General features: G+C 64.2%; 8 protein-coding genes and 1 pseudogene. 4 read left to right on the top strand and 5 right to left on the bottom strand.

Annotation, left to right across the window (positions count from 1 at the left end):
* Positions 1–535 precede the first annotated feature (535 nt).
* On the top strand, positions 536–901 hold the full coding sequence (locus KK141_RS17410; protein ID WP_214572994.1) for a hypothetical protein: 366 nt from the start codon (positions 536–538) through the stop codon (positions 899–901).
* 153 nt (positions 902–1,054) lie between these two features.
* Complete coding sequence (locus KK141_RS17405; protein WP_214572993.1) at positions 1,055–1,828, top strand: SDR family oxidoreductase; 774 nt, start codon at positions 1,055–1,057, stop codon at positions 1,826–1,828.
* Between the two features lie 72 nt (positions 1,829–1,900).
* Here the strand turns inward: KK141_RS17405 and KK141_RS17400 are convergent, their stop codons facing one another.
* A complete protein-coding gene (locus KK141_RS17400) occupies positions 1,901–4,006 on the bottom strand; it encodes an FAD-dependent oxidoreductase (protein ID WP_214572992.1) in 2,106 nt (701 codons plus the stop codon).
* A 37-nt stretch (positions 4,007–4,043) separates the two neighbouring features.
* Positions 4,044–5,819 carry a thiamine pyrophosphate-dependent enzyme gene (locus KK141_RS17395; protein ID WP_214572991.1) on the bottom strand — a complete coding sequence of 592 codons (1,776 nt, stop codon included), beginning with the start codon at positions 5,817–5,819 and terminating at the stop codon, positions 4,044–4,046.
* A 660-nt stretch (positions 5,820–6,479) separates the two neighbouring features.
* Between KK141_RS17395 and KK141_RS17390 the strand changes: the two genes are divergently transcribed.
* The gene (locus KK141_RS17390) at positions 6,480–7,820 is read left to right on the top strand and encodes an ATP-binding protein (RefSeq protein ID WP_214572990.1); all 1,341 of its coding nucleotides are present in this window, start codon (positions 6,480–6,482) and stop codon (positions 7,818–7,820) included.
* A gap of 6 nt (positions 7,821–7,826) precedes the next feature.
* Here KK141_RS17390 and KK141_RS17385 read toward each other — a convergent pair whose 3' ends face one another.
* A complete protein-coding gene (locus tag KK141_RS17385; RefSeq protein ID WP_214587353.1) occupies positions 7,827–10,130 on the bottom strand; it encodes a two-component regulator propeller domain-containing protein in 2,304 nt (767 codons plus the stop codon).
* A gap of 617 nt (positions 10,131–10,747) precedes the next feature.
* Here KK141_RS17385 and KK141_RS17380 point away from each other — a divergent pair.
* Entirely contained in the window at positions 10,748–12,379 is a 1,632-nt protein-coding gene (locus tag KK141_RS17380) for a recombinase family protein (protein ID WP_345777623.1), read from the top strand.
* A gap of 102 nt (positions 12,380–12,481) precedes the next feature.
* Here KK141_RS17380 and KK141_RS17375 read toward each other — a convergent pair.
* Positions 12,482–12,712, bottom strand: a pseudogene (locus KK141_RS17375) (IS3 family transposase); the annotation flags it as partial.
* A 156-nt stretch (positions 12,713–12,868) separates the two neighbouring features.
* The coding region (locus KK141_RS17370; RefSeq protein ID WP_214587352.1) for a hypothetical protein at positions 12,869–13,063 on the bottom strand (195 nt) is incomplete at its 5' end.

Below are 13,063 nucleotides of genomic sequence, written 5' to 3'. Positions count from 1 at the left end.
TCACCGCCGGCGCCAAGGGGACCCGGTAGATCAAGAGCAAGTGCAGGAGCGAAAGCAAAAGCGCGCAAGCGGAACGCCGCGGCTGCGCCGCATGCTCTTCGCTCGATTTTCGCGTCTGCCGTCATCCCCCTCTCCCCTCCGGGGAGAGGGTTGGGGTGAGGGGCCGGTCGGAGCGATGCGATGAACTTCGTAGCGACTCGCTCTTAAAAACTCGAAGCGATCCACAACAAACATCGCACTCCAACTAACACATCGCCCTTTGAAGCACCTCACTGACACCACAACTCTTCAACCTCAACGCGATTGCCATTCCCACGCACCACGCGCATCCGCAACACGCCTACGCAAATCCCCTCTCTCCTGTCGTCCTCACCCGACAGACACTCACACCATGCTTTGCTAGCGTGGCGAAGTTGCGTGTTGCATCACTTCGCACGCGACCATCCTTCTTTCAGCACAAAAAAAGCGCGGGCCGGTAGGGCTGCAACCCCGACCGGCCCGCTGACCACAACCAACTCCTATAGGAAAGTCGATCATGGCTAGCAAGGATCATACGGCAGATATCTACACCATCCCCTCCGCGGACGATTTGCGTATTAACACCGCGACTAATCCCCTAGGTCGCCCGATTTATCTCACTGACGAGGTCGAAGATTCTCAAGAACGTTTGCTTACCCGCCTGGCCGGCATACATATGGCGGTGAATGTGATCAATGATTTGCTCGCCAACAGCGATGCCTTCCGCGAGCGCCAAGCCAGTGGACAGCCGAATGCACCCGGTGAATGGCCGTTGCCGCCGACCTATGTGGAAGGCTTGTTCGTCGCCGTGCGCTTTCTTAGCGAATACGCCGAGTCGCTGAGCCTCGGTGCGCTTTCCGAAACTCGTATCGACGACGTCTGACGACAGGTGCGATCCATCGAGTGACTCGGTGGATCGTCCTGTTCCTATAAGGATTAGTCTGAATTTCTGGATGATCCATCCCGCCGCAGCGGGATGATCCGCGGCAGGCCGCTGCCTAGACTCGTCTCACCCTCACCTCTCAGGAGACAAGTCATGGCAGATCATTCCATCAAGGGCAAAACCGTGCTGATCGCCGGCGGCGCCAAGAACCTGGGCGGCCTGATCGCACGCGATCTGGCCCAGCACGGTGCCAAGGCCGTGGTCGTCCACTACAACAGCGCCGCCACCAAGGCCGCCGCGGACGAGACCGTGGCCGCCGTGAAAGCCACGGGTGCGCAGGCGGTGGCGATCCAGGCCGATCTCACCCGCGCCGCCGCGGTGGAAAAGCTGTTCGCCGAGGCGGTCGCCGCGGTCGGCCGGCCGGATATCGCCATCAATACCGTGGGCAAGGTGCTGAAGAAGCCGCTGGTGGAGATCACCGAGGCGGAATACGACGAGATGTCCGCAGTGAATGCCAAGACGGCGTTCTTCTTCCTCAAGGAAGCCGGCCGCCACGTCAACGACAACGGCAAGGTGGTCACCCTGGTCACTTCGCTGCTCGGTGCCTTCACTCCGTTCTATGCGTCCTACGCCGGTACCAAGGCGCCGGTGGAACACTTCACCCGTGCGGCGGCCAAGGAGTTCGGCGAGCGCGGCATCTCGGTCACGGCCGTGGGTCCGGGGCCGATGGATACGCCGTTCTTCTATCCGGCCGAAGGCGCGGATGCGGTGGCCTATCACAAAGGGGCCGCGGCGCTGTCGCCGTTCTCCAAGACGGGCCTTACGGATATCCAGGACGTGGTGCCGTTCATCCGTCATCTGGTGAGCGAAGGCTGGTGGATTACCGGCCAGACCATCCTGATCAACGGCGGCTATACCACCAAGTAATCCCCCGCCGTCCTGCCCATAAGAGAAAGCCCCGCATCGCGGGGCTTTCTCGTACAACATGCAGGCGATCCCTTACACGGGCTCGGACTCCTCCGATTGCCGCGTCGGGTCGATATTACGCAGGAACTTCTCGACGTCGTCGGCATTGCCGACCACCGACTCTTCCGGACAGATAAACGGATAGGCCTTGTTGTCGATGATCGGCTCGATGCCGAAGAAATCGTTCAAGACCGATTCCGAGGTGCAGTAGGCGCCCTCCACCCAGGCCTGGTCGTTGGAATAAGCCTCGCCGACGATGAAGATGTCGGCATCGGCGCCCTTGATCAGCTGCGAGGGCTTGCGGATCTTCCGTTGCACGTCGCCGATGTCGTAGTGCGGCGCCCATTCGTGATAGCCGGCATTGAACGGCGGCAGCGCCCAGTCCATGTAGGCCGATTCCAGCGGCTCCGGCACGGCGGTGTAGTCCGTGTTCGGGCCGAAGTGCAGCTCGGCCAGCATCTTGCGCAGCATCTTCACCATGCGCGCGGGCACCTTGCGCGGCCCCTCCAGGGGCTGGGTGTCCGACGAGCTGGGGATCTCGCGCAGGCGCTTGGGCCCCAGTTCCAGCTCGTGCCAGAACGCGGTGTTGTCCTCGTCGTCATAGCTGGCCAGGATGCCGTAGACCGGCTTCTTCTTCGGCGTGGTCGCGTTGTTGCCGAAGTACACCACCATGCGGATCGGCGAATTGGTGACGCTGGGCCCGATGGTGTCGTTGCGCGACGCCGCGGTGAGCTGCTTGACCTGCTGAATGGTCAAGGCCTGCTCGGTGATGTTCTCGATCGCCTTCACCATGTCCCCGGCCGACTCGTACGGAACCTCGATCATCGTCGCCATCGCCTTCAACGCGGCGGCGGGGAATTTCTGCGCGCGCAGCCCGGCGATGGTGTCGGGGGTAATGGTGTAGCCGACCACCATGGCCGGATACGGCGCCGGATTGTCGATGTCGGGCGACCACCACGGCTGGTCGAAGAACATGCCGATCTTGTACGAGGGCTGCATGATGGTCGCTTCGAGATAGAGGCTCACCTTCTCGTGATTGAGCACGTCCACCTCGCCCTTGGCCGGCGCGCGGAAACGCGTGGCCTGCGCCACCAGGTCGATCGCGGCGCGCGGCATCGCCATCCACGCGGCATCGGCCTCGCCCCCGCCCACGGGGAGATTGGGATCGGCACGCAGCGCGGTGGTGTAAACCGCCTTGCCGGACTTCGACAGGATCGAATGCAGGCGCGTGTCGGGGTGGTAGCGGAAGTCGATGCCCTTGGCCTTGGCCAGCTTCAGGATCTCCTCGAACAGCGCATTGAACATGCCCGAGTAGCCGATCGACAGCGTGCGGTACTGGCTGCCCGGGGTGAACTCGTTGTTGATATTGAACGACACGCCGGCATGCGTGTTGATCACATTGGAACTGTAGCCGTTGCCGTCGGCCGCGTAGTCGTAGCCTTCCGAACCGAGCTGATCGTAAAGCAGGTTCCAGTAGCCGATATCCTTCAGGTAATCGCCCTGCTGGAACACGCTGGCCTCCGGCAGCTTCGCCGTGATACGCCCGTGCTGATAGAACGAGCACCAGTCGCGGCGGGTGAAATCGGCCCATGGCTTGGTGGTCGCCAGGTCCTGCACGATGGTGAAGCCCTGGTCGGGCGTGGTGGACGCGCCGAAGTTGTTCACCGCATACGGCGCCGGCGTATTCGAGGTGATGCCGTTCAGATAGAAATTGCGCGAGCGCAGATAGAACAGCTGGTTATTGGTGACATTGAACGGCACCGAATACTTGTCCAGCCCCAGCAGCGAAATCACCGCGGTGACCACGCGGTGGCCCGGCGCCAGGCCGTTGTTCGGATCCGGGAACTCCTTGGTCGGAATCCGGTTCCAGTGCGAATAGCGCATGCCGCCGAGTTCGACGTAGGAGTTGGTCTTGTCGTTGTTGTAATGCCAGGTGCAGACGCGCGCGCCCGCGGCGCGGGTGCCCGGATGGCGCTTGGTGAAGTCGTAGCGGCCCCAGTCGTGCAGCGCCAGGATGTCGCCCTTCTTCAGCTGCTTGGCATTGAACTTGGCTTGTTTGGATTGGCCGCTGAGCAACCGCCAGGCCGTGTAGAGGCCGGCGGCGCCGGCCCCGAAGATCGCATAGGTCTTCTGTGTCATGGTTCTGTAGCTCCCTGTATGAGAGTGGCTGGCAGCATTACTCGCTGCCGAGGCGGTACATCTGGCCGGGCAGATCCTTTTGCGGAATGACGACTTCGACGAGCACAGGCTTGTTCTTGATCTTGGCGATGCGCGGCAGCGCCGCATTGAGTTCGTCCACCGTGGTCACGCGGATGCCTTCCGCGCCGAAGGCCTGGGCCAGGGCGAGGTAGTCCCACTTGGGCAGGATGTCGAAGGCATCGAACTTGTGCTTCGGGCCGGGCTTGAACGCGGACATGTCCACGTAGACCTGCTCGATCGCATAGACCTGGTTGCTCATCACGAAGATCACCGCGTTGAGCTGGTTGCGCGCCAGCGTGGACAGCGACTGGCAGACCATCATGAAGCCGCCGTCGCCGGCCACGGTCCAGGCGCGCTTGCCGCTGCCCAGCTGGGCGCCGGAGGCCGCGCCGGTCTCGAAACCGATGCACTGCCACGCCGCCGAGGCGATAAAGCTGCCCTGCGACAGGCCATAGCAGTTGGTGGCCACGTACATGGCGGAACTCACGCCGTAAGTCATCACGATGTCCTTCAGCAGGTTCTTGTCCTGCAGGAATTTCATCGTGTTCGCGAAGAAGCGGTTGTAGGTGATGATCTGCGGATCGACGTCGTAGACCGGGTCGGAGTTGGCCGCCCACGGGTTGGGATACTTCGGCTGCGGCGGCGCCTTGGCCTTGATCGGGTAAGCCTTGCTCGCGACGAAGCGCGCCAGCAGTGCTTCCATGAAGTCCTGCATGGTGACGTCGCCGTACTTGAAATAGCCGGCGCGCACGCCGTCGGTGTCGGCCAGCACCATGCTTCCGTACTTGCTCTCGATGAAGGCGAGGTAGTCGTCGGTGATGATGGCGCCCAGGGTCAGCACGCAGTCCGAGGCCATTACGATCTCGCGCACTGCCTCGATCGAGGCCGCATCCGAGTAAGTGCCGATGAACTTGTCGCCCTGCTCGTCCAGCACCGCCTTGCCCAGGCTGGTGGTGGTGTAGAGAAGGCCGCTGGCGTCGATGATCTTCTGCAGCAGGCCGGAGAGCCCGAAACGCAGCACCTCGACACCGGCGAAGATCAGCGGCTGCTTGGCCTGGGTGATCTGCATCCAGGCCTGGTCCACCGCATTGCGCAGCGCCAGCTCGGGGCTGCGCGTGACGCGCGGCTTGAGCGGCGTGGCCGGCGGGCGCGCGCAGGGCTGGCCCCACACCTCTTTGTAGCAGGCGATGTAGACGGGGCGCTTCTGGGTGATCGCCTCGACCAGCAGCTCGTCGATCTGTTCGGCCGCGCCCACGTTGGTGCTGAGCGTGATCGCCTTGACGGTCACGTACTCGTAAATGGCGCGGTCCGAATTGAGGTCGCCGGTGGAGTGGTGGAACAGCACGTCGTACATGTCGGTGATGTCGCGCATGTCGGCGCCGGGCGTGGCGCTGATCACCACGATCGGGCTGCGCTCGACCCAGGCGCCGGCAATCGCGTTGAGCGCGCTATAGGTGCTGACGCCGAATTGCAGCGACACGGCGGCCAGGCCGCGGGTGCGCGCATAGGCGTCGGCGGCGTAGGCCGCATCCAGTTCGTTGATGGCGCCGATTGCGGTGACGCCGTCGAAGTATTCCAGCGCCTGGGTGAAGTGCTTGACGTAGTCGCCGGGTATCTGGAAGACCTCGGTGACCTGCAATTGCTTGAGCCGCGTCAACAGATAATCGGCCACGGTAAAGGTGGCGGTCGAGATCGACGCCGGTGCCGTGCTGATCGAACGGGACTTATTGGTGGTGCTGCTGCTGTCTGCCATGACGATTCCCCCTGTCTGAAGAATGGAGGCGCGCGACACGAGCCGGCCGGGCCGTGCGCCGCTTCCGTCGTTACCGCAAAGAAAGAAAATGAAATGTCCGCCGGTTAACGCATGCGTGCCGGGGCGAGTGCATTGCACCGCCTCGCGGATGGATGGAACTATTCCGTGTTGCCCCATTCGGCATGGCTGCGCAGAACGGTCGTTGCGACCCGCGCAGGAATACGCAAAGCGGCTGCCCGCAGGCGAACGATGTCTTTCATAGAGCGCTCCCTGGACCGATCTGTCGGTCCGCCCCACTACGCTTTAGAAGTGATGTGCTCCAGCCAACGTCGACGCATGGACGGGCGAGCTGGCTGGACTCCCCGAGGTGCCTCAAGACCACCACAGCACGGGGGCGACAGCCGCATGTGGACGCCGTGAATACCTACGGACGCCGGCATGCTTTTGTTGCGGAAATCGTGGATTCAGCCCCCTGAAAACGCCCGGAGACTACAACGCTCGGGTGTGAAGCCGATGTCACGGATAAAGTGCGAAGCTGGGCTTGCGCAGCGAGCGCCCTACAATGCGTGCCCGGCACAAGGCAGCGGCGCGAATCGGTGCGCCTGATCCTTGTGTCCGCCGTGGCATCCCCGCCCCATTCCACCTGTCGACACGGTCGCCATGTCCACCGAAGCCTCCTCGAATCCGCTGCAGTCCTTCACGCATCGGCGGCCGCTGCCCTTCCCTACCGCCGAACCGCGCAGCGACCGGATGCTGCAGGCGATTCTCGCCGCGGTCGGCACGGTGGCCTCGATCGCCGCCATCGCGACGCAGCGCGGTACCGATGCCGCGCAACCCCAGGATGCGTGGACCGCCATGGCCATCGGCGCCTACGCATGGGCCTGCTTCGCGCTGGCACGCGCCGGCTATTACCGCGGCTCGGCCAGCCTCACGGTGATCGGCAGCCTGCTGCTGATCGGCATCAACTACGCCGTCTACGGACTGCAGGCCCAGCCGGACCTGCTGATGATCCACCTGCTGCCGCTGCTGCTGGCCGGCCTGCTGCTGGGCCGCGCCGCGGTGTGGTGGGTGGCGCTGGGCAGCGTGCTGTCGGTGCTGCTGGGTGCGTGGAGCGACCTGCATGGCGCGACGAATGCCGTGGCCGGCGCGGAAACCTGGTCCAGCCTGTTTCTGTCCGGCATGAACTTCCTGGTGCTGGCGACCATCCTGGATCGCCTGATCCTTTCCTCGCAGCGCGCCATCGCGCGCAGCCACGAACTGGATGCCGCCTACCGCGAACTGCAGCGCACCATGGACGAGAAGGACCAGGCCTATGCGCGGCTGCTGGAATCGCAGCGCATGGAAGCGATCGGCCGCCTGTCGACCGGCGTGGCCCACGACTTCAACCATATCCTCAGCGTGATCCTGGGCCTGGTCGCTTCGCCCGCCTCCAACGGCGGGCCGGACATGGCGCTGTCGCGCATCGAGCGCGCGGCCCGGCGCGGCACCATCCTCACCCGCCGCCTGCTCAGCTTCAGCCGTCCGCAGAGCCGCGACATGGCGGTGTTCGACCTGGGCGAGGCGATCGACGAAATGTCGGCGCTGATCGCCGCGATGTTCCATCCGCGCATCAAGGTGGAATTCGATATCTCCGCCGGCGATCTGCTGGTGCGGGCCGATCGCGACGAACTGGAACTGGCCCTGCTGAACCTGGCCAGCAATGCCTCCGACGCCATGCCGCAGGGCGGCCATTTCAGCGTCTCGGCCCACGTCGACGGCACGCATGCGCTGATCCGCATCGAGGACGGCGGCGTCGGCATGGCGCCCGACGTGCTCGCGCATGCGTCCACGCCGTTCTTCACCACCAAGCCGCGCGGCGAAGGCACCGGCATCGGGCTCAGCATCGTGCACCGCTTCGTGGCCGACTGCGGCGGCAGCATCGCCATGGACAGCCAGCCCGGCCGCGGCACGCGCATCGAGATACGGCTGCCGCCGACCGGCGGCGAGACGGCGGAAGCCTGAAAGCCGCTACGAGCGCAGGCGCCGCCAGGCCGAAGCGCCGATCCCGTCCGAACGGCCGCCGGCGACCAGCACCAGCAGGCCGAGCAAGGTGATCAGGGTCCAGATCCACGGCCGCTGATACCAGGGCTGCGGATGCACGATGGTCAGCACCGCCGGTGCCGACACCCACGGCCCACCCACCACGCGCGCCTGCACCTCGAGCTGGTGCACGCCCCACGGCACCACCGGATACAGCAGGCTGCGGCTCTGCCCGGCATCGACCCAGTCGCGATCCACGCCAGCCAGGCGGAAGCGGAACAGGGTTTCCTGCGGGCGCCCGAGATTGACCGCGGTGTAGCGAATTTCCAGGTTGCGCGAGAACGGCGGCAGCACCAGCTGCGGACCGGAAAGATCCAGCGCATGGCCGTTCACCGCCGCGTATTCCACGTGCGAGGTGGGCGGCGCGGGATCGGTGCCCGGCACCTTGGCCGGATCGAGCACGCCGAAGCCCGACACCAGGGAAAACCACAGCCGCCCCTGCCCGTCGCGATAACAGGCGACGGAACCGCCGCCGTTGATTTCGGCGGGGATCAGGCCGTCGCGCTCGGCGAAACGCACCGACTCGATCGAAGCGCCCGCCTGCCCCGGCGACGGCAATACCGTCACGCCGAGATTGCCCGCCAGCCACAGGCGCCCGCGCCCGTCGTCCTCGATGCAGGACACGGTGTCGTCGAACAGGCCGTTGCTGCGGTCGTAGTACTGGATGCGGCCGTCCTTGATGCGGTTGAGTCCGCCGCCGTAGGTGCCGATCCACAAGCTGCCGCTGGCGTCCTCGTGCAGCGCGCGCGCAAAGCGCGAGGACAGCCCGTCGTCCACCGTCCAATGCTCGGCGACCTGCCCGCCCTGCAATCGCCACGCGCCATGATCGCCCACGAACCAGTAGCCGCCACGCAGCGCCTTGCTCACGCTGCCGATGCGCATGCCGCGCAGGGCGTCGATGGATTGGCGGCGGACGATGCGTCCGCCGGCATCGATGTCGAGCGCGAACGTCGAGCCACCGGTGGAGACCAGATAAGCACCGTCGCCGCGCTGCCACACATTGACCGGCTCCTTGCTCGGCCAGGTGTCGACCCGCCGCACCGCGCCGTTGTCGAGCAGGCCGAGGTCTCCGTTCGCCGTGCCGATCCACAGGCGGCCCTGGCGATCCAGCAGCAGGCTGAAGACGCAGGAGCTGCTGAGCGCCGGCTGCATCGGCACCGCACGCGCGCGGCCGTCGGCATCCCAATGAAAGAGACCGCCACAGGCGGAACCCAGCCATAGCCCGCCCTCGCCATCGGCGGCAATCGCACGGCCAGCCATCGCGGTACCCAGCCTGCGTTCGCCCACCAGCCCGAACAGCGGCGCACGCACCTTGAGCAAGCCGTTATGCCCACTGCCGGCCCACAGATTGCCCTCGTTGTCCCAGGTGAGATTGGCCACGCCCGGCACCGACAGCTCGGGCGCTTCCTGCCATCCCCCACGCCCGTCCTGCGCCAGCACGCCCCCCGTGGCCTGCGCCACCCACCAGCGCCCGTCCGGCGCCTGCGCCGCATCCCTGGGCTGCGCCACGCCCAGCGCCAGCCAGCGCTGCATGGCCGGCGTATAGCGGTAAAGCTCGGTCTCCGTGCCGACCAGCAAGCTGTCGCCATCCAGTCGCAGCAGCCACACCGTGCGGTCGTTCGCCGGCAAGGCGATGTTCCGAAACGCATCGCCGTCGACCCTATGCAAGCCGTTATTGCCACCGACAAACAACGTCCCCGCCCGATCCATCGCCAGCTGGTTGTCGCCCACCGGACTCGAATGCTCGCTCCAGCGCACCTCCCCGCTGACCGGATCGAGCTTCAACAACCCCGCATTGGTAGCCGCCCAGATCGCACCATCCCCTCCCTGCAGCATCGCGTTGACCTGGCAGCTCGCGGCGCATACCGGCAGATGCCGGAAGCCGGAGCGGCCGCGGATGCTCAATCCGGCGTCTTCCGTCCCGATCCACAGATTTCCATCGCGGCTTTCGAGCAGCGAGGTGATGCGATCGCTGGCAGGAGCGTCGATGCGTCCCGATCCCGAACGCGAGCGGCCATGAAAGATAGTGAAGGTGGTGCCATCGAAACGGGCCAGACCGCCAAAGGTGCCAACCCACAGATAACCGTCGCGGGCCTGGACGATGGCATTCACATGCGACTGCGGGAGACCGTCGTCGCCGCTGTAGAGGCGGATGCCCACGCGGTAGTCGAAGGCCGGGTTTGCTCTGACCGTAGCGCTGATTCCGAGCAAAGCGCAGACGAGCAGCAGCATGGAGCAGCAGCGGCTGTGAAGCGTCCGGTGGCGGGCGCTGACGGTCTTGTTCGATGTGGAGCCGCTGGGGGAGTGAATGTCGGTCACGTACGCGGCTCGGGGCCACTCGCTCGGGGTGAAATTGCTGAGGATGGCGTGGTGGCTCGGGGTATGGCCGTCCAGGCGAAGGGGCGATCTTGTAGCTGATCTCGGGTAAAGGAAAGGGCTTTTGATTTGCCAACAGTGAGCGGTGGGGCCAGCACCGGCCCCTCACCCCAACCCTCTCCCCGGCGGGGAGAGGGAGATGACGGGCGGGGCGAAAATCGAACGAAGAGCATGCGGCGCAGCCGCGGCGTTCCGCTTGTGCGCTTTTGCTCTTGATCTTCAGGGTCCCCTTGGCGCCGGCGGTGAGGGCTGGACGAAAAGGCCCCGCAGGGGGCGGGGACACGATGTCCCCGCCTTTTTGATCAGGGCAAGGATGCCCTGTCAAAAAGCCCGGCCAGCCCTCACGGACCCTCAGCAGCTGCGCTGCTGAGGGCGCCAAGCAGGGTGCCCTTTCTTCTTGGTTACTTCTTCTTTGGGCAGCCATATGAGATTCCATATAGACTTCGCAGTCTACTCAGGGATCGATGCTTCACGTGGATACAAACATCAAGGTCTATAGCTACTTACGCTTCAGTGACGCTCGACAATCCACCGGCAGTAGTGCCGATCGCCAGACCGAGTATGCGGCTACCTGGGCCAAGAGCCGACAGTTGCAGCTCGATGCATCGCTCTCCCTCCGTGACGAAGGATTGAGCGCCTACCACCAGCGCCATGTGAAACAAGGAGCCCTGGGCACCTTCCTCAGCGCCGTGGACGAGGGCCGGATTGCCGCGGGGTCCGTGCTGGTCGTGGAAGGCCTGGATCGACTGAGCCGCGCCGAACCTCTCCTAGCCCAGACACAGCTCGCCCAGATCATCCATGCCGGCATCACCGTGGTGACTGCCAGCGATGGCAGGGAGTACAACCGGGAACGACTGAAGGCTAATCCCATGGAGCTGATCCACAGCTTGCTGGTGATGATTCGGGCCTATGAGGAAAGCGATACCAAGAGCAAGCGGGTCAAAGCCGCCATTCGACGTCAGTGCGAGCGGTGGTTGGACGGCGCTTACCGCAGTCGCATTCGCAATGGCAAGGATCCCCAATGGCTGGCGTGGCATTCGGATGGCTGGAAGCTCATCCCGGAACGGGTCGAAGCCGTCCGCATGGCCATCGACTTGTTTCGGGCCGGGCATGGTCCGCTGGCCATCGTGGATCGGCTCAATGCCGCCGGGCTGTCCATCTCAGCTAAGGGGAGCCGGGCAACCCATCTCTATAAGCTATTTCGTCTGCCCGCCCTGCGTGGTACGAAAACCCTGTCGGTCGATGGCGTCGATTACACCCTGTCCGACTACTACCCCGCCCTGCTGAGTCCAGAGGCGTTCGACGAACTGCAGGGCCAAATCCGACAGCGGGGCCGGCGCAAGGGCAAAGGCGAATTGCCGGGGATCATCACCGGCCTGCGCCTTACTCAGTGCGGGTATTGCGGGTCGGCCATGGTGGCTCAGAACCTCATGAGCCGGAAAAAAGACGATGACGGCCGGCTCCATGACACCTACCGTCGCCTGTCATGCGGCTCAGGGCAGGCCTATCGCCGTTGTCCTGTGGGCGGCAGCACGAGCATTGCCCCGATCGAACGGGCGCTGTTGGACTTCTGTTCGGACCAGATCAACCTGGATGCCCTGCTGGATCGCGGCGCCGTCGATCCGCCTGCTCGCCAGAAACTCGCCGTCGCCAAGGCACGCGTTGCCGACGTGGAGACGCAGCTCAAGCGCCTGACCGATGCACTGCTGCAAGACGACGGGGCAGCGCCAGCGATCATTCTTCGTAAGGTCCGCGAACTGGAGAATGAAGGCGAGCGGCTGCGGCACGAGATGGCGGACGCCGACGCGGAATGGGCAGCCGTATCTCGGAAGGCGCCGACGACCGCCGACGCTTGGCGTGAACTAGTGATTGGCGTGAAGAGCCAGGATTACGATGCGCGGCTGAAAGCACGGCAACTCGTGGCCGACACCTTCGCCCGTATCGTCGTGTACCGAGTGGGAGTTGAGCCCGACGAGCCAGCCGGCCCTGCGCTAGATCTGGTCCTAATACCGCATGGCGGTCACCCTCGGGTGCTTCGCATTCACCGCAAGACGGGGCAGTGGCTTGGCGCAGAAGAGGTCAGCACTCAAGCCTTAGCCTGCTGATCAACATATAGATATGTTGCGCGAACAGCCTCAGACGGAGTCACTCAATACCTACGGCGAGAGGACAAACCTCATTTGGTCAAACTTAGGGCAGGATCGGTGGTGCAGCCGCTCGACGCGCTTGTAGTTCACCACAAGTCCTTCCTGCCGAAGCTTCAGGTAGATCATGCCGACGCCACACCGTCGCTGGCGCTGCGCCAAGCCGACGATGCGATCGCGAAGCGCCACGTTGCGATCGGAGCGACCTTGATAGCGATAGGCGCTTGCGCTCATGCCGACTATGGCTAGTGCTCGACGTTCGCTAGGTTCGTTGCCCACCATGTAGCGCACGAGCTCGGTTGTGGGAACGCAGCGAGTCGCCGGGGTCATTGTCGACGACGAAGACTATGCGCAGATCACTACCGGCATGACGAAATGTTCGAACTTTGAGCATGACAAGGCGTCGATGGGGTGTCGCGGTGCCCGATCCGGATGAACTGCTTGCCGACATCACGGTGCTAGAAACATGGCGCGCGCGTTTTGAGAAGCGCAGCGGTGAAATTGCCAAAAGCAAAGCAGACCGGTCGCTACTTCGGCGCCCTCAGTGGCCGCAGCACCGTGGTACGCCCCCGATTCCGTAGACACCTGATAGTGTCTATTGAGGATCGGAGGATCTATGACCAGCAAACGTTTCACCGACGAGTT

This window comes from Dyella sp. LX-66, from assembly GCF_018599165.1.
Taxonomy (GTDB): Bacteria; Pseudomonadota; Gammaproteobacteria; order Xanthomonadales; family Rhodanobacteraceae; genus Dyella_D; species Dyella_D marensis.
The sequence above is the reverse complement of the archived record's forward strand: the minus strand, read 5'-3'. Positions and strand labels throughout refer to the sequence as shown.